The organism is Vibrio sp. Sgm 5 (assembly GCF_026241575.1).
Lineage (GTDB): Bacteria > Pseudomonadota > Gammaproteobacteria > Enterobacterales > Vibrionaceae > Vibrio > Vibrio jasicida.
The window spans coordinates 33,425-50,105 of sequence record NZ_JAPHPY010000028.1; the positions used below are offsets into that span (position 1 = coordinate 33,425).

Consider the following 16,681-nt stretch of genomic DNA (forward strand, 5'->3'; position numbering starts at 1 on the left):
AATATTAAATCCAATTGCCGATTTTTCTCTATTGTCTGAAAACAGCTCACGACCTGACATTTTCGTCGATTCCTCCTCTAGAAGACGGTCGTACTTTTACTTACAGTCAGAGCTATCAATAACGAATGTTGAACATCTATCGCGCCATTAATCACCATGAAAGATCAGCTGACTATCTCTATCTCCAACATCAATGGTTCTAAGCATTGGTACTTCAGCAAAACCATGCAGCGCAACTTTAAAACGGGCTTGGTGGCATTTATTTTGGGATTAACCGCAACCGCTATCTTGATCAATCATCTTTATTCTCAGGTCGATGACGCCGCACTTGAGCAAGCAAAGTTAACCGAGCAATCGCGTAGTATGGGTCAGGAATTAAGTGAGCTAAAGGCTCTGAAATCAGAGCTAGAGAATGACCTCTCGGAGCGAGAAGAGCGCGTTCAATTGGTCTCGGAGCGTTTGGGCGAATTGGAGAAAGTGCTCGGTGTCGCCAACGAATCCAACACTGAGAGTTTGGATGCGCGCTTTGATACCGCCGCTATCACATCCAATGTTCGAATGGTGATGCTCAACCAAATCCCCAACGGCTCTCCAGTCGGTAAAGCACGGCTTTCATCGGGGTTTGGCAAGCGCGTTCATCCGGTTACCAAAAAAACAAAAATGCACCGAGGATTAGATTTTGCGGTTAACACTGGTACCAAAGTGTATGCCTCTGCTGATGGCGTAATAGAGACCACACGCCGAAGTAGTAAAGGGTATGGAAACTTACTGCGTATACAGCATTCCTTTGGCTTTTCGAGCGCTTATGCCCACTTGAAAGAGTTCAAAGTCAAAACCGGTGAGTTCGTCAAAAAAGGCCAGCTCATCGCCATATCTGGTAACACCGGGCTCTCTTCTGGTCCTCACCTTCATTATGAAGTGAGATTTATTGGAAGAGCCGTAAACCCAAGGCCATTCGTGGATTGGAACCTCAATAATTTTGAAGACATCTTTACCAAGGAGCGAAGAATACGATGGGAATCTTTAATCAAAACCGTGGAACAGCGAGTGGCTCATCAGCTTCAACTCTCATCGCCAAAGGCTGTTCTGTTAGCGGAGAACTCAAAGTAGAAAGCGATATTCAGGTTGATGGCATTATCGAAGGCCAATTGCACGTCGAGGGCACATTGGTCGTCGCAGAAAGCGGCCGTGTTAAAGGCGACATCTACGCTAAACAACTGATCGTCAATGGCCTACTTGATGGTAACTGCCATGCAGAACACATCCAGGTGCTAGCAAAAGGCCGTGTCAGTGGCAAAATCTGGAGCAACAACTTGAGTATCGAAGCGGGTGGTAAGTTCTTCGGAGAGGCCGCAGAACTCCCAGAAAAAGAAGTGGTGACGCTGAAAGAAAAGTCCACTGAAACCAATAAAACCGATAAGTCACAAGCTCGCAAAAGCGCATGATTGCAGCAAAATGAAAGGGCACAAATTGGTGCTCTTTAAAACAGGTTCTTTTTTGATCCGACTAAGTTGCGAGGGAAATTAGCCCTTTCCTTAACACAGTTGTTGCTTTCTTCGCCTAAAGTCAGCGAATTGTGAAACTTCATCCACATCAGAAAATATTGCTAGCTGTTTTTCATTCCTCTCGACTATGATTCGCGCTCCTGTGTTTTGGTGATTTTTTAAATGAGAATTTATACCGCTATTATCACGGCAGCATTGGCTGCAACAACACTTATCGCTCCTGCACACGCAGACGATAAATTCACTTTAGGTCGTACTATCTTGCTTGAGCACGGTAACCTAGCTGCAAAAATCCCAATGGTGATTTGCCGCAACACCAACGCGATCAAAGTGAAAGCAGAGAAAGACCTAGAACTAAGAAAGGTCGTTGTGCGATTCCAAAACGGTGACGAGAAAACCATTCGCTTCCACCGTGATCTAAAGAAAGACAAGATGACCGACTGGCGTTACTTCGGTTACCGTCGCTGTGTGAAAAACATCGAAGTGTACGGTAACTCAGAAGGCTCTAAAGCGGGCGTACGCGTTTACGGTAAAGAGAAGAACGATTAATCGTTACTGATCTCGACATTCAAAAGGGATGAGAATTAACCTCCTCTCTACGAATACAAAAATCCCTCGTCGATTGGCGAGGGATTTTTATTTTTGGTCAGAAACGAAGAAAGCTCTTATTCTGGCTCCACCAATTCGGTTCCATTGACCGTAATTTCCACTTTACGCGCGGCTTGCTCGCGATGTTCTTGTTCGATGACTGACGTCTCAAGACGAATGTTGTCCGCTTTCACGCCATGTAAAATCAAGAAATCCGCCACGACTTTTGCTCGCTCTCTCGCTAAGTGATTGTTGTATTCCAGATAAGCTGGCTTACTATCGGCCCCTCCTGTTACCACCACTTCATAGCTTTCCAACTCAGTAATTCGACTGGCCAATTGCATCAATTGAGCTTCCATCTGTGGGTTGAGCGCTGCATCGTCGTAGCTATAAACCGGACTGTTCTCCGCTAGAATCACGGTTTGCTCTTCTGGCGCATCTTCTATGTACTCAATAGGTTGCGGATCGTAACTGCTGCTCGACCACGGATGAAGCACCAAAGACAAGTTAACCTGACGCAACTGTTTGGTGTCTTTTTTGTCGTAGTACTGATCGAGCACACTGACATTAAACAGATTGTCAAATTGCAACGAGACGTCGATGTACTCACTTAAGGCATAGTAGCCACCCAACGACAGATACGGTGCCACGCCGCTAGTTTCTGTCGGTGAATCCAACTGTGGCTTGTCCATGTCGGCGTTGTAGATGTACCCACCCACACCAGCAAACAAACCACCATCGCGCCACAGTGACCATTTGTGTTTGGCGAGAATGTCCAAACCTTTCATGTCAAAACCATTGCCGTCCGATAAGCTGCGATAACCTAACTCATAATCAAAAGGCTGCGTCGAGATACCTAAGCTGTACTTCAAACTGGTAATGTCGTTATCGTGCTTGTAAGGATCGTCTTTAAATTGAGCGAGTCCCCCTCCCACTTGAAAATACAATCCATTGGATACCAAAGTATCGATAACGCCTTTCTCGGGTTCGTCGACTTGCTGAGCCTCTTGTGCCAAAACTGGGGAGAGAGCAAAAACAGAAATCGCGAACAAAATCATTTGTTTGTAATTCACAAGCCTTCTCCTATAAGTAAGAAACGGTGTACACCACCATTCCCTCGAACTTCCCTTTCTTAATGTTGGCAGGGTCGAAAGGCACCAGTTTGGCGAAGTAACGGTCATAGCCGACTTGCTCTACTTCGTAACCATCACCGACAGGCTCATTAAGTTGCACTTCTTCACCACTCGGAGTGTAAAGCTTGATGCCGTAGGATTTGATTTCCGTACCGCTTTCGTCAAAAACAGGGACGTAAGATCGGTTGTTCAGGTCTCGAACATTATCAAAATAGCCACGTAGCTTAACGGATGGACAATCGGCACCGTACTTTAAGTTGCGAACGATAATAGTGAGAGGGCGAGGCTCGGTTTGCACAATATCGTCCACACCAATGCGCCCGTAGTCGATGTTGTTGTTCTTGATCTCCAGCTCAACCAAACATTTAGAAGGCTTAAGAATATCCATGTTCTGAATCACACTGCGATAGTTCGCATACGCCCCGTTGTAGCCCAACTCCCCATCTAACTGGAAAATGTTGACCGGCGCGCTATATCCAGAGAAGTCCCCCGGCCCCGTAACAATGATGGGCTGGTATGTAATGGTTTTGGATGTTTTAGTGCGTGACTCACAAGCGTTGTTGTCTTCACTAGCACTACACTGAGGAACCCTGAAGCCATCAACTGCGGTTTTTACGCCATAAATATCTCGGCCTTCATATCGAAACCCCACCTTAATACCGGGAATATTCGGGACGACGGTATCACCCGTTTTACCGGGCCAAAAGAACACTTGTTCGGGGAAATCCTTCAAGTGAGGGAAATTCGTCGCATCTTTATAGCAAGTAACATTCACCGTTTGAGAGGGACCACGCCATACCACTTGCCCATCAGGCGCATCAATGGGTACCGATGCAGAAGGGTCAATGTAGAAACTGCTTACACCGCCAGGACCACTGCCACCAAAACTACCACCAGCTTCTGTGCTGTAGCAGGCTAATGCCCACGCATTGGGAGCAATTGAAAGCCCCGTAACGAGCAAACAAAGAGTTAGAAATAACGCTCTCATCATTACCCCTCACTTTCGTCTTTGGCAGTGCAAATGTTTTTTGAATTGCAGAAATAGGTGTTGCTCACCGTGGCACCATAATCATTGATGTGGCTTAACGTGTATCGGTCGCTTTTTTCTACTTTCAACGTTCTGCTGGTGAACGGCGCAAGCATCACAGGGGTGAAACCCGTCGCGTCTTTCTTCGCTTTCCCCACCATCAACTCAGAGTAAGTCACGTAAAATGGCGAACCGTTTTCTACCAAGATCTTATTGCTGCCCGTGCGCTTAATTTTGGTCGCACTCGCCACCGCTTTATCGACACGCTTAATCTTGTCCAAACTGGAAGGTCGATAGAAAAATTTGATCACCGATTCAATTGCGATTTGGATAGAACCACTGGCGGTCTCTGCAACAGCATCATCATGCTTGTCATGCTCCGAAGGCGGCACTTCGCGAACATGTAAGAAGTAAGCTGTTTCCCTGTCTTGCGGCAGTTGGGAAGCCGTTGGCAGAGATTTGATGCGCAACATGGCGTAATCTTTACTCTCGATTCTCAACACAGGTGGAACAACGATGAATTTGTCTTCTACATCCTTTCCGTCCATGTCCGTCAACCAAGATTGCGCCAAGAATGGAATGTCAGCGGGATTCTTGATTTTGACGGTCTCTACCTTTGAGTTACCTTCATAAACCACACGAGTTCGGTCTAAAGCCAATGCCGCATTCGCCGATGCCGAGACCATCAAACAACACATGACGGCTAGAATTGATTTTTTCATAACTTCTCAACTACTGATTAATTATCACAATGAACGGAACGGATGACTTCTTTACTGTTTAGAATTGAGTCATCGATGATTAAGTGGCAGCTTTGGTTATCCCCCCAGCTCACACTGATTTTTGAATCGAGATTGACGCCGACCAGATAAGCCGTTGAGTCTTGCCCAACAATGCCAATCTCTTGATTGAGTTCGTCGTCAAACACCAATGCGCCAAACGGAATGTCTTGTTCGCCTTGCAAGCGCGCCATAAAGTTGCTGCCTTGGCGGGCCTTAATTTTTTGATAGCCGATCGCACCTTCGGTCAGCACCATGCTCTTAACGCTGCCGAGCACCTCAACATCATCAGGTAGTGATTTGTAATCGATGGTGTTGTAGCTCTTTTGATAAGGCGTCACGCCATTGATCAGCGCCAAGCCAAACGCATTGGTCTCTTCGTTGTTGCTGCCGTTAATGGTGACGTCTGGTACATTCGAGTCGATAAGAATGCGCGACGTACCCGAGTTAAGTGCGCTGTATGCCAAGCCATGTTTTGAAAGCAGCACTGTCCCCATCGCATTGGCGTTTACTTGGCTGTACGAGTTGGTTTTGTAACTGCCACCCACAGACGTCGACATGAATGAGAAATCACGATTGTAGTTGCCACTTACGCCGTTGGATTCCCCTTCGTAAACATCGTAAGCAACGCGATAGTTAGAACCGTCATCATTGTTGTATCCCGAGTAGGCAAGGTTTTGAGAGTAGTCGCCACTGCGTGAATTAGTTTGAACTGAGACAGTGTTGCTGCCACCGATAGGAATAGAGATCCCCAATGACCAGCCTTTTTCGTCAATGCTTGGCGAGTATTCATTAATGCCCGACTCGTAGTCGTAACTAATGTATGAATCGTTCGACTTGTACAGGTTCATCGTTAAGTAGAGATCGATCCCGTTGATCTTCAACGGATGCGAAATATTGACGTCGTAACGAGAACTGTCGCGGCGATTGTCCCAATAGTTGTTTGAGGTGTAAGACAAATACGCACTGGTCGAGCCAAAGCTCTGGGTTAGTGCAATATATTTTTCATCTTTGCGGTTGTTGTTCGCGGCATAGACGATGGAAGAAGTGCGGTCATCATAAGACTTCAAATACTCATCAAATTCGTAATATTGCTCTTCCGAAAAACGGTAGCCTGCCACACGTAAGCCCAAGCCAAAGTCGGTCAGCGTGTTGTTGTAAGTAAAGCCATAAGACAAGCCAGAGGCATCCGTGTCGTCGCCTAATTTCGCCTGTGCAGAAGAAATATCGAATGAAGCCGCCCCGAAGTAATTCAGGTTAATACCACTACCGAAAGTGTAAGATTGGTAATCTTCAGAGAGCAGCGTTGCAGAGAACAACGACAGGTAGTTGTTGACACCATAGGACGCTTCGGCGGAGAAAAACTCTGGCGTGTGCTCATAAGCATCACTGTCCGGTATGCCCGCTGAAACGCTATAACGCACGTGATTAGGTCGCGTTAGGTACAGCACATCTGCACCGTTCACTTGGTAACGTTGAATCGTCCCGTCAGCTTGTTTGACCTCAACATCCAACGTACCTTGAGACGCTTGTGACAGGTCATCAATCAGATACGGCCCCGCATTCACATTCACTACTTTAAGTACGTTGCCTTGCTGGCGAATGGTGATCACCGCATTGGTATTGACCGTGCCAGAGACCACTGGCGAGTAACCGCGCAAGTTCGATGGCAGCATTTGGTCATCGCTTTGCAGGCGAACACCCGTCATTTGGAACGAATCGTACACGTCCGAGCCAAACTGGGTATTACCGAACGTCAATTTCGATTTAATGCTGCGGATCGGCGCGTAGCCATACAATGAAGTAAAGTCACCCGAGTAGTTGTTAGATGCTTGGTAATTTGCTCGAAAGCGAAACGCTCCGGCATTTAGCCCAACAATGCCATAGGTGGATAGATCGTCATTCCAACCGTTTTCATCGTCTTGTTGGCTAGAAAAATAGTTAACGTTGTAATCCAGATAGAGCGCGGCGATGCCATCGTCCCATAAACGATCAGGCACAAAGCCATATTTGTACTCATTGGCGATGTATTCTTGCGGCGTCGTGATGTCTAAACGTGCTTTACCGAGATCGGACGTGACTTTGGTGTAGCCAACATCGTCAAACTGATAACACACGCCACCATCAACTGAGATCGCGTTTTCTTTGTAGACTTTATAACCACGCTCGCTAAGAGGAAGGCTGTCCATTAATGCATCAGAAATGCAGGGTTTATTGTTATTAAATACAATATTTTCTTTGGTTAAGAACTCCCCATTAATATAAACCTCTAGCTCATATTTACCGTCTTCCACAAAGTTCGCATTCGAGAATTTGCTTAAATCGACACTATTTTTACTTCTTATAAAATAATCATTGAAGCTGGTCGCGTAAGAAAAAGAAGGAAAGGAAAGTACAATTATTAAACCGAGTAAATGACGACGCATTTTATCAACCAGTGTTTTTTATTAGAACGAGAGCTTTGGCTAAATAGCCAAAGCTCTCTCGGCAACTGCTTATGGGTACGTTACGCGTAGTAGCGCCCAAGATTCTGCAACACCCGCTGTAACAGGTGTTGCTGTTACGTCTACGTTTGCTTCATACGCTGCAGAGAAAGACGCGATGTTTGTGCCGTCTACGATTACGTTGCTTGCTGCTACGTCACCGTTGTCGATTGGGTTACCATCGTGAAGGATACGTACGCCAACGCCCGTTGCACCGCCTTCAACGCTGAATAGGTCGCCAGTAGTGTCTGGGTTAGAATCGAATGTGAATTCCGCTTTTGTTGCTACAGTCGTATCACAGTCCGTCAGTTTCACTTGGAAAGGCACTGGTGTAGAGCGGTCACCTTTTGCTTTAAAGATATGCGTTGGCTGTTGACCAAGTTGGATTGTCTGATCGATGCTGTCTGGTGATAGACCACATGCTGATTCTACGATTTCACCTTTGAAGTAAACGTTGGTCGTGTTTTCTGCCAAAGCAGGGGTTGCAGACATCAGTCCAAAAAGAAAAGTAGCTGCGATTGATGAGCGAATGTATTTAGCTTTCATTTTTAAATCCCGTGTATTTTTAGCGAATAAATGCAGACAAGAAGTGATAGCTTCTTATCGTTGCAATTTAGTTTTTAATAAATGCGTGGATGGAATAGTTATATTTCCAACTCGATGTGTTTGTATCGTTTAACAAACGTTGTGATTTTTGGTTAGCGTGAATGTTATTAAGTTCTAAACCATTAATTCTCCCTAAATTATTCGCTCCTTTTCATCAAGAAATAATGCATTCTTGTTATGAGCCTATATATTTGATTACCTGTTCCAATTTACATTCATCCAATTAAACGTTTTTCCGAAGATAACGATGACTCGACGTACAATTCGTGAAAATTAAGTGTTATTTGAGGAGCTCCAAGAGCGAATAGTCAACAACTCGCCTAATACATAATCTGACGTTCCAGAATATATATTCGAACACAAGCCAACCTCTTCAAGCTGAAGGACTCGAGCTTTCTTTGCCGCTTTTCTTTCAGCCGCGACGATCCAAAAAAATTTTGCCTTACTTTCGTACAATAGCTCAATCAAACGCTCAATCGTCGACAGCAACGCACTGTAAGTTAAGCTTTCAGAGTGGAGAAGAATGAAAGTATCGCCTTCGATTCGATATGTGACTGATGCTAAATAGCACCCAGTGACAGACCACTGCTCCGTTCGCTCCCTACCTGTCACAAACGGCTCATACTCCTCAACGGAACAGAGACTTCTAAGAAACTTATAACCACTGCCTTTTTCTTTTAAACGCCGCCACCTCCCCTGCCTTTGGGGAAGTTCAATCAGTCCAAAATTTCCTCTTCGAAAGCGCTCAAATCTCTTCATCAGTTGAGGTTTTTTCGGAAAGCCACAAACCTTAAGTTCATCTACACTGATTCTGAGAGCTCTAAATATTTGAACCATTCGTTCAGGTGTCGGTTGTATCTTCTCGCTTTCCCAACGAGAAAGTGCATTCACATCAAGCCCAGAAAACAAAGAGAAGGAAAGATCGTGCAAGCGCTCAACTAACTCTCTTTGAGACCAACCTCTTCTCTTTCGTGTCATTCGAAGGTGATGAGAAAAGTTCGATTTCATCTTCTGTTCTCCTGCACTGCTTAATTGACTTATGAATCAAGAGGTTAAATAGGCATAAAAAAGTTAAGCAATACGGACATGCTCTGTATGTTTGAGGAGGATAGGTTGTAGAATTTGTCTCGAGTTATTTGATGCTATGCCATTAAAAAATAAAGAGAAATGTACAAAAACGGCATTTTGATTCAATGGTAAAGAACAACTACGTTGATATCGATAGATTCAGCCTTTACCTGAGCAACCCTATCAAGAAACCGATGACTCACCGTGCGTTTCAGCCACAAATGGATGCAGAAAAAAGACGCAAATAATCAGCGCTAGGAATTCAAGACATTAGAAAACATGAGGTCGCGGTCGCTTCCTCAGTCATTGAGAATATGAACTGTGTTGTTATTGGCTATGCGAAAAAGTAGTCAAACAGCCGCAATTGCGCCCTTCTTGTATCTTCATCAGATATGCCAATGTACCTCAATGTTGTCGCAACAGATTGATGACCGATGATAGTAGCAACAAGGCCAATATCCATATCACTTGAATGATAAAGGTGACGTGCAAAGATTTTACGCAGGCTGTGACAACCAATCTTGTGTTGGCGAAGCTCATCGATACAACAAGATAAGCATGAGAATACCCGCCAGCACGCTTGTCGAGAAATGACACCTCGCTGCCTTTTTGCACGATTACTGCCCAGTGTCGCTCTTGAAAAGATGAATCCGCTGTCTCGACCTTGCCATACTCTTTGTCGCTTTTTTAATGCCGTTAATGTTCGCGGACTGAGATAAGCCACTCTTTTTTTCACTGGCGCACTTTTGGTTGCTTCTTCTAATCGTGTTTGGACGCTATCTTTCCAGCAGCGAGGAACAAGATCAGTGATGTGTCGATAGTCACATACGTAAACAGAAAGCAGTTTTGTGTGATCACGCTTGTAGTAGTTAAGTAACTCATTTTTGACACTTTTTAAGACTTTATGCCTCGCTCTGGCTTGTCGGGCTAGCGTGCCTTTACTCTCAATCACAACCACTTCTCCGGATTCGAAATTGATATTATCGTAACCCAACTTGGTGATATCGGTAATTCGTAGCCCTGTTTCAATACCTATTCTCCAAATTAGCCAATACACTTCATCATGATGACTCTTGAGGTATTTCTCTGCTTTTTTTACAAGGCGCTTGTCACTGATTGCCTGTACGGTACTCATAAACATACCTTCCATTGCGTTATAATTATTAATAATTAAAATATAGTTCAAACAACCATGAGTAATAAGGATGAGTGTTCGTCAGTTATTACCCAATGCTTATTAACCCGTGTTTGAGCGTATTTTTCTCATGCTATGGTGCAGGGCAGGCAATGATTGGTTGAGCCCAATCCCCTGCACAAAATCCTCTGGACTATATCAAGCTGAATTGGCCTTCCGACAGTGCTGATCTGTTCGGTAAATACATCTCTTAACTTGATAATTTATCTAGACTTATAGCTATATTGACTTTTTACTCAGAAAGATGGCGGTTTGCTTGGTGATAAGAACGGTGCTCACCCGTTAGATAAGCCTTCGTTTTGTGATCTAGTTATCATTAGGATTTTTTACTGAACCAAGATCACAATAAGTCTCATTAAATTTGTTACGTTTTGATGACCTTAAAGCACCGCTCATAACCGTTAATTTAAGGAATGGGAAAGGTCCCTTTCATTTTTGAATGACAAGAAAAAAGACACCTATTAATCAGGTGTCTTTTTAATCAATTAGACAATTAAAATCGTTCGATTACTGAGCTTGCTGCTTCATCGATTCAAACTTTTTAATTTGTTCTTGTTGGCGCTTTTCTAACGTCGACTTCTGCTCATCAGTCAGAACGTTGTAAATGTCGTTTTGTGCTTTTAGTTTTGCAAGCTGGACATCGATTTGTGTCTTGTTAGCTCGTTCAAGCAGCGCTTTTGCTTTTGCTTCGTCAAACGATGACGCTTTTACTAACTTCTCAAACTGCTTCGCACTTTCTTGGATATCTTGTGGCGATTGCTCCTGAGTCAGCGTACTGCTTAAGTTAAGCTGAATTTCTTCAATCTTAGCTTGCTGATCAGCAGTAATGCTTTCTAAACCAAATGGTTTTGGCGCTACAGGTTGAGTGGGTGCCGCTTCTGCAAATACATTGGCACTGCTTAGGAGTAAAATTGTCGACAATAAGTAGCGTTTCATTGGGGGAACCTTTATTTACTTCAATCAGGAGTAAGGTCAGACTCAAGCGATACCATATGGTTTCCTGCCTATTATTAATGTGCGACTTTCCTTCACAAAAACAGCATTAGAAGTGCATCGCAAGGAACCGAACAAAAAATAAGGAAATGCGTCGTCTTTTTTCGGCCTCTGTCGTCTTAGTTATTGTTTTACTGAATTTTAAGAGATTATGTTTACCTTCAAACCTGCAATCATAGAGATTGATAACCATCAAATCGCGATTTCACCAGATGATCAGAACTTGGTAGAAACAGCCCGCAAGGTCAAAGTGAATATCGCTGCGCCCTGCCTAAAGAACAAGCGTAAACACGGTTGCTGCCATGCTTGCAAAGTAGAAGTTAATGGCACACCTCTTTACGCGTGTAAGGTAAAGCCTCAATCAGGCATGAAAGTGATTGTGCGCCGCGCAGATTTAGACGAAGAACGTAAACAAGCGATAAAAACTTACAAACAACAAATAAAGAAGGGCGAAACAAAACCCTGCCAATGTGGCTAAATCGAGCAAGGAATTGGCAAAGCGAGATAGAAAAAGGGCGACTCACACGTCGCCCTTGTAGATGATTACGATTTTGGATTTAGAATAATCGTTGTTCGCTTAGCTTTGATGCCAAATGCCTCTTTCGCTTTGGCTTTTACTTCTTCTAACGTCACACTCTGAGCCGCTTTATCTACATCAAGCAATGTGTTTAAACCATATCCATGAACAAGATAGCGTGTGTAAGCCCAGCTACGTTGGCCCGGATTATCATCCAAATCCTTCATTGCAACCGCAAGTTGTTTAGCTGCGGTATCAACCTCTTTTTGAGTGATATTTTTAGCCAGTTCATCAAAAACCTTATCTAACTGCGCATCCATTTTGCTAACGTCTTTAGGATCGATTTGAGATTCCAAGAACCAGTCGGACACCATTTCACGATCTTGTGTGATTGGATAAATACTCGGGCTGTAATCCAAGCTTGCATCTTCACGTAATTGCTCTGTAACACGCGCAGCCGCAATACGTTGAAGCATGTCTTCCACAATCATGTCATGCCCAGTTCTTGGCGACTCGTGCTGATTGGTTAGACGTAATAAATACATCGATGACGGTTCGTTACCTTCTTCCATCACCGTTCGGCTTAATGCATTCGGGTTGAACTCAATCGAGTAATCCACCGGTTCCCCTACCTGCATATCAATAGAGGCGACGTATTTACGCAACAATGGGGTAATTTGTTCTGGTTCAACATCCGCCACAATGACCATTTTAAAACCGCGATTGTAGTTGAACAAAGCATCATGTACCGCTTGAACCTGCTCAGGTGTCACATCCTTTACACCATCACTTGGTAACAAACGATGGCGACTGTTTGGTAAGTACGAGTTTTCGTTCGCCGCTTTAATCCATTTCCCCATCGACGACTCAAAAAAGGCACGGCGCTGCTGAAGAAACTCTCGTTTCACCGCTTCTAGTTGGCGTTCATCCACTTTGATATCAGTGGCAATGTTGTACAAACCATTTAACGCACTCGCCAAATGCGCTTTCGGAGTAATGACCTCTATGCCATGGTTAGTTGGTCCTAAAATAGGGAACAACGAGATATCGTTTTTACGTAAATAACTGTCGAGTTCAGAACCAGAAAAATCACCCAAACCACTACGAGCTGCTGCCATCGTTGCCACGTCAAACGCAGGATACAGTGGCTTATCTAACGCGGCTTTACCACCTTGGCTGACGAAGTAAACATAAGCTCGATTGGCCGCTTTATCATCCTTTTGGAACCAAACATCCACACCGTTTGACAAGGTATACACTTGGAAACCACCCGCATCTTCACGAGTACTTACAATAGTGCCTTCTTTCTTTGGCTGAACAAAACCATCGGCTTTCGCGTACATGTTCAAAGGCTTTTCCCCCGCTTGTGCGTAAGCGGCACTCAACAGGGCAAATTCTCCAGCGAACTGAGCTTTATTTTCTGTTTTACCTAAGCCGACAACAAAACTTGCTGGCTGAGAAAGAAGAGCCTCCAACGCTTCATTAGCATGGGTTAGCGTATTGCTCTTAACAAACGTCGACAAGCTCAATTCATAGCCTGCTTTGGATTGGCTCACTGAATCTTGTTCTAGTTGGAATACACGCGCTTCTGCATAGCCTGCAGGTTTGCGTTTCGACCAATCAGAATCGAGATTAGCCAGCTCCCCATACCAACCCGACATGATCCCGTCGAGTTCTTGTTGAGTAACACCATAGTCACGCAAGGACGTCAATGTGTTCATGAAGATTTGCTGGATTTTCTCTCGGCGCTCTGGTGCAAATGAAACACCAGCAGACATCATGCGGTGATAGTTTGAAGAGTATGGTTGTGCGTACGCGTATTGAAATGACTCCGCAGCATCATTCAAAACACTAAGTAGGCGTTGTTGAATAAGTTGAGCACTGATTTCATCTTGCCATGCTTTATGTTGATCTTGCATGGTTTGACGACTCACCGAATCTCGGTCGATAATCAAATGCAAACTCGGCGACTCCATCTGACTACTTGGCAAAATACGGTCTGCATTTTTTGCTCGGATGTCACGACGTTTTTCAACAACAGCATCGGATGTACTATCCCAGTTAGAAAACTTACTCTCAATAATCTTAGTCAGTGATTCTGCATCCACATTACCCGTCACGATAAGCTCTGCGTATTGTGGTTGATACCATTTGTCATAAAACGTTTTGAGTGCAGGCGAAGTTGTGTTTTCTATAGAACTACGTGTACCAATAGGGTCGTGCTCTGCGTAAGGCGTGCCTTCAATTGAAGCTTGGTACGCGTTAAAAGATAGGGATTTATCATCGGGACGAGAACGTCGCCACTCACCTAAAATGACGCCTTTCTCTTTCTCCACTTGTGTTGGAGCAAACTGAATACCATCACTGATGTCGCGCATCCAAGTTAGCGCATCATCAAGCTTGTCAGGGTTCGCCAAATCCAACTTATAGGTCGTCTGTTGATAGGTCGTTGTGGCATTGATATCTGCACCAAAACTGCCACCAGAAGCTTCAAACAACTTCACTACATCATTACCAGAAAAATGGGTACTGCCGTTGAACGCCATGTGCTCAATAAAGTGTGCATAGCCTTTTTGATTGGCTTCTTCTTGGAATGAGCCAACGTTCATCATCAAACGTACCGAAACTTCTTCATCTTGAGTTGGGTAAATGTGGTATTTCATCCCATTGGGAAGTTGGTCAACAACCCAATTAGGGTCAGTTTGAAGAGGTGTAGATTGGGGCGTCAGAGCGCACCCTGACAGCAATAATGCGGGAATTAACAACGTGCTACGCATAACTATCGTCCCTAACAATGATTAATTGAGGCAATATATCGATCACGTCATATGCTTGATATTTAATATGAAATATACGCCCGAATAGTAAGACTTCGATCACACTTTATAAAAATAAGAATCATTTACAAAGACTTAGATAACGCTTTGCTAATTTAAAATTAGGTTTCTTCAGTATGGATGAAGCTGATCGTCATGCACCGATTAAATTCTTGCGCTAGCGCACAAATAAACCGACTCGTTTAGCCCTATTCTATTTTCTCCTTCCTCTACTTTTGTCTTCATTTGACCCGAAAGGGCGAAGAAACCGTACAAAAAGGCATAACAATCATCACCATCACCTGTCAGCGAAAGCAAACTCCACAGAGAGTACGGCAGACTTTTATCTAGGGAAACGGCTCAACATCACCAGTTAAAAACGTTTGAAGGGGTGCGCTTATGAACCTAATGGATCTTCCCAAAAAACGCGGAAAATGGAGTCTCGAACTGTGCAAACAGAGTGCGGCTCATTATCAAACACGAACCCAATGGTGCGAAGGGTGCAAGGCAGCCTACAGCGCCGCTTATCGTAATGGATGGCTAGATCAGTGTTGCGCGCACATGCAGCGAGTCGGCATCAAATGGACATTTGAGAAATGCAAACAAAGCGCTGCGCGATACAACACACGGTCACAATGGAACCGGGGCTGTAAAAGCGCTTATCACGCCGCCCGTAAAAACGGCTGGGTGGAGGACTGCTGCGCACATATGCTCCCTTCTCGAACCGGTAAAAAATGGACCTTCGAAACTTGCGGAGACAACGCCAAACAGTACCAAACACGCTCCGATTGGCAGCGCGGTTGCAGCGGTGCTTATAACGCGGCTAACCGAAACGGCTGGCTAGAAGACTGCTGCCAGCACATGAAACAAATAGAGTTGAAGTGGAATCGAGAGGCCTGTGTCAAAAGCGCAAGCGCCTTCCAGACCCGCACTGAGTGGATTGCCGCTTGCAAAAGCGCTTACCAAGCAGCGAGAAATCGCGGATGGTTAGACGAATGCTGTGAGCACATGGGGGCGCCAAGAACACAGAAAAAATGGACGTTCGAAACATGTAAAGCCAGTGCAGCTAATTATCGAACGCGAACTGCATGGCAAGAAGGGTGCAGTGGCGCGTATTTCGCAGCACACCGCAATGGCTGGACACAAAAGTGCTGTGAACACATGCGTTCTGCTCGCTCAAAGTGGACGCTCAAAATTTGCAAAGGCAGCGCGTCCTACTTCGCAAACAAGCGAGATTGGTTACGCTGCTGTCGCGGGGCATACAACGCCGCTCATCGCAATGGGTGGCTTCCAGAATGCTGCTCACACATGGAAAGACCAAGACCTCAGGCGGCATAATGATCAAGCTCTCAAGGACGTCGAAAGTCTACTTAGCAGCCACCCTTGTGAGCTTACTCAGTACACCACTGACTTTGGTTAACACCTCGTCACACCCTTCAATCTTGTGGCGCTCTTTTAAATACATTGGGTTGTTGTAAGCGAGCCAAGTTTTGCCTTCTGCATCTTCATAAACCAACACTTTTTGCGGCAAATCGATCGCGACTTCTTGTGCGCATTGCATCAGCGGCGTGCCCACTTTGGGATTACCAAACACAATCACTTCGGTTGGACGTAGCGCCATATCGACCTTAGCCGCATTCTCTTGGTGATTAACACGCGCAAACACCTTTAAGCCCTTACTTTGCGCGATTTCAACAAACTTATTCGCAGTATCTTGCACCGAATATTGACTCGCAACTCGTACCACACTTTCTTCTGCCAAAGAGGAAAACGACGCCAACACTGCGACCAATCCTACCGTTATTGCTTTTACCATCTGCTGATTCCTTATGCTTCGATTTCACTACCCAAAAACTATAGAAGCCAAGACCCATACTCGCGACTTGTACGTGTTTGATTTTCGGCTTTCCTTATCAACAATAGACCGACTCAGAGTGAAAATTGATTCAGATTAATAAAGCGTTAATCAGT

The 16,681-nt window shown here is 44.7% G+C and carries 15 protein-coding genes; 5 read left to right on the top strand and 10 right to left on the bottom strand.

Annotation, left to right across the window (positions count from 1 at the left end; genetic code table 11):
• Nucleotides 1-156: 156 nt before the first annotated feature.
• From OQJ86_RS15865 to OQJ86_RS15875, 3 genes are all read left to right on the top strand, one after another.
• Nucleotides 157-1,110, top strand: a complete 954-nt coding sequence (locus OQJ86_RS15865) for a M23 family metallopeptidase (protein ID WP_104034846.1) — start codon at nucleotides 157-159, stop codon at nucleotides 1,108-1,110.
• Nucleotides 1,014-1,445: a bactofilin family protein gene (locus OQJ86_RS15870; RefSeq protein WP_104034847.1), complete on the top strand. Its 432-nt coding sequence runs from the start codon at nucleotides 1,014-1,016 to the stop codon at nucleotides 1,443-1,445. Before OQJ86_RS15865 ends, OQJ86_RS15870 begins: the two co-directional genes overlap by 97 nt.
• 222 nt (nucleotides 1,446-1,667) lie before the next feature.
• On the top strand, nucleotides 1,668-2,054 hold the full coding sequence (locus OQJ86_RS15875; RefSeq protein ID WP_005434277.1) for a DUF2541 family protein: 387 nt from the start codon (nucleotides 1,668-1,670) through the stop codon (nucleotides 2,052-2,054).
• A gap of 116 nt (nucleotides 2,055-2,170) precedes the next feature.
• Here OQJ86_RS15875 and OQJ86_RS15880 read toward each other — a convergent pair whose 3' ends face one another.
• From OQJ86_RS15880 to OQJ86_RS15915, 8 genes are all read right to left on the bottom strand, one after another.
• A complete protein-coding gene (locus OQJ86_RS15880; protein ID WP_265988348.1) occupies nucleotides 2,171-3,166 on the bottom strand; it encodes an OmpA family protein in 996 nt (331 codons plus the stop codon).
• 10 nt (nucleotides 3,167-3,176) lie between these two features.
• Nucleotides 3,177-4,217 (bottom strand): adhesin, encoded by a 1,041-nt coding sequence (locus OQJ86_RS15885; RefSeq protein WP_045410782.1) that lies wholly within the window; start codon nucleotides 4,215-4,217, stop codon nucleotides 3,177-3,179.
• Complete coding sequence (locus tag OQJ86_RS15890) at nucleotides 4,217-4,975, bottom strand: molecular chaperone (protein WP_045410784.1); 759 nt, start codon at nucleotides 4,973-4,975, stop codon at nucleotides 4,217-4,219. The genes OQJ86_RS15885 and OQJ86_RS15890 overlap by 1 nt, the downstream gene beginning before the upstream one ends.
• A 17-nt stretch (nucleotides 4,976-4,992) precedes the next feature.
• The gene (locus OQJ86_RS15895; RefSeq protein ID WP_265988350.1) at nucleotides 4,993-7,458 is read right to left on the bottom strand and encodes a fimbria/pilus outer membrane usher protein; all 2,466 of its coding nucleotides are present in this window, start codon (nucleotides 7,456-7,458) and stop codon (nucleotides 4,993-4,995) included.
• A gap of 69 nt (nucleotides 7,459-7,527) precedes the next feature.
• Nucleotides 7,528-8,061, bottom strand: coding sequence for a fimbrial protein (locus OQJ86_RS15900; protein ID WP_265988351.1), 534 nt, complete (start codon nucleotides 8,059-8,061; stop codon nucleotides 7,528-7,530).
• Nucleotides 8,062-8,394: 333 nt separating this feature from the next.
• Complete coding sequence (locus OQJ86_RS15905; RefSeq protein ID WP_265988352.1) at nucleotides 8,395-9,129, bottom strand: helix-turn-helix domain-containing protein; 735 nt, start codon at nucleotides 9,127-9,129, stop codon at nucleotides 8,395-8,397.
• Nucleotides 9,130-9,523: 394 nt separating this feature from the next.
• Nucleotides 9,524-10,324, bottom strand: a complete 801-nt coding sequence (locus OQJ86_RS15910; RefSeq protein ID WP_038868874.1) for a tyrosine-type recombinase/integrase — start codon at nucleotides 10,322-10,324, stop codon at nucleotides 9,524-9,526.
• A gap of 567 nt (nucleotides 10,325-10,891) precedes the next feature.
• Nucleotides 10,892-11,320 (bottom strand): Spy/CpxP family protein refolding chaperone, encoded by a 429-nt coding sequence (locus OQJ86_RS15915; protein ID WP_038868873.1) that lies wholly within the window; start codon nucleotides 11,318-11,320, stop codon nucleotides 10,892-10,894.
• Between the two features lie 208 nt (nucleotides 11,321-11,528).
• On the opposite strand from OQJ86_RS15915, the gene OQJ86_RS15920 reads away from it, so the two are divergent.
• Nucleotides 11,529-11,855, top strand: coding sequence for a 2Fe-2S iron-sulfur cluster-binding protein (locus OQJ86_RS15920; protein ID WP_042600617.1), 327 nt, complete (start codon nucleotides 11,529-11,531; stop codon nucleotides 11,853-11,855).
• Between the two features lie 65 nt (nucleotides 11,856-11,920).
• Here OQJ86_RS15920 and OQJ86_RS15925 read toward each other — a convergent pair whose 3' ends face one another.
• Nucleotides 11,921-14,671, bottom strand: coding sequence for a M16 family metallopeptidase (locus tag OQJ86_RS15925; RefSeq protein ID WP_104036051.1), 2,751 nt, complete (start codon nucleotides 14,669-14,671; stop codon nucleotides 11,921-11,923).
• Between the two features lie 438 nt (nucleotides 14,672-15,109).
• On the opposite strand from OQJ86_RS15925, the gene OQJ86_RS15930 reads away from it, so the two are divergent.
• Complete coding sequence (locus OQJ86_RS15930) at nucleotides 15,110-16,048, top strand: hypothetical protein (RefSeq protein ID WP_323054540.1); 939 nt, start codon at nucleotides 15,110-15,112, stop codon at nucleotides 16,046-16,048.
• A gap of 28 nt (nucleotides 16,049-16,076) precedes the next feature.
• Here OQJ86_RS15930 and OQJ86_RS15935 read toward each other — a convergent pair whose 3' ends face one another.
• Nucleotides 16,077-16,526: a DUF302 domain-containing protein gene (locus OQJ86_RS15935; protein WP_265988354.1), complete on the bottom strand. Its 450-nt coding sequence runs from the start codon at nucleotides 16,524-16,526 to the stop codon at nucleotides 16,077-16,079.
• Between the last annotated feature and the right edge of the window lie 155 nt (nucleotides 16,527-16,681).

Coding starts and splice junctions, on each gene's coding strand:
- OQJ86_RS15925 (WP_104036051.1), bottom strand. CDS start 14,671: ATGCGTAGCACGTTGTTAATTCCCGCATTATTGCTGTCAGGGTGCGCT.
- OQJ86_RS15895 (WP_265988350.1), bottom strand. CDS start 7,458: ATGCGTCGTCATTTACTCGGTTTAATAATTGTACTTTCCTTTCCTTCT.
- OQJ86_RS15915 (WP_038868873.1), bottom strand. CDS start 11,320: ATGAAACGCTACTTATTGTCGACAATTTTACTCCTAAGCAGTGCCAAT.
- OQJ86_RS15890 (WP_045410784.1), bottom strand. CDS start 4,975: ATGAAAAAATCAATTCTAGCCGTCATGTGTTGTTTGATGGTCTCGGCA.
- OQJ86_RS15875 (WP_005434277.1), top strand. CDS start 1,668: ATGAGAATTTATACCGCTATTATCACGGCAGCATTGGCTGCAACAACA.
- OQJ86_RS15910 (WP_038868874.1), bottom strand. CDS start 10,324: ATGAGTACCGTACAGGCAATCAGTGACAAGCGCCTTGTAAAAAAAGCA.
- OQJ86_RS15930 (WP_323054540.1), top strand. CDS start 15,110: ATGAACCTAATGGATCTTCCCAAAAAACGCGGAAAATGGAGTCTCGAA.
- OQJ86_RS15865 (WP_104034846.1), top strand. CDS start 157: ATGAAAGATCAGCTGACTATCTCTATCTCCAACATCAATGGTTCTAAG.
- OQJ86_RS15920 (WP_042600617.1), top strand. CDS start 11,529: ATGTTTACCTTCAAACCTGCAATCATAGAGATTGATAACCATCAAATC.
- OQJ86_RS15900 (WP_265988351.1), bottom strand. CDS start 8,061: ATGAAAGCTAAATACATTCGCTCATCAATCGCAGCTACTTTTCTTTTT.
- OQJ86_RS15885 (WP_045410782.1), bottom strand. CDS start 4,217: ATGATGAGAGCGTTATTTCTAACTCTTTGTTTGCTCGTTACGGGGCTT.
- OQJ86_RS15935 (WP_265988354.1), bottom strand. CDS start 16,526: ATGGTAAAAGCAATAACGGTAGGATTGGTCGCAGTGTTGGCGTCGTTT.
- OQJ86_RS15870 (WP_104034847.1), top strand. CDS start 1,014: ATGGGAATCTTTAATCAAAACCGTGGAACAGCGAGTGGCTCATCAGCT.
- OQJ86_RS15905 (WP_265988352.1), bottom strand. CDS start 9,129: ATGAAATCGAACTTTTCTCATCACCTTCGAATGACACGAAAGAGAAGA.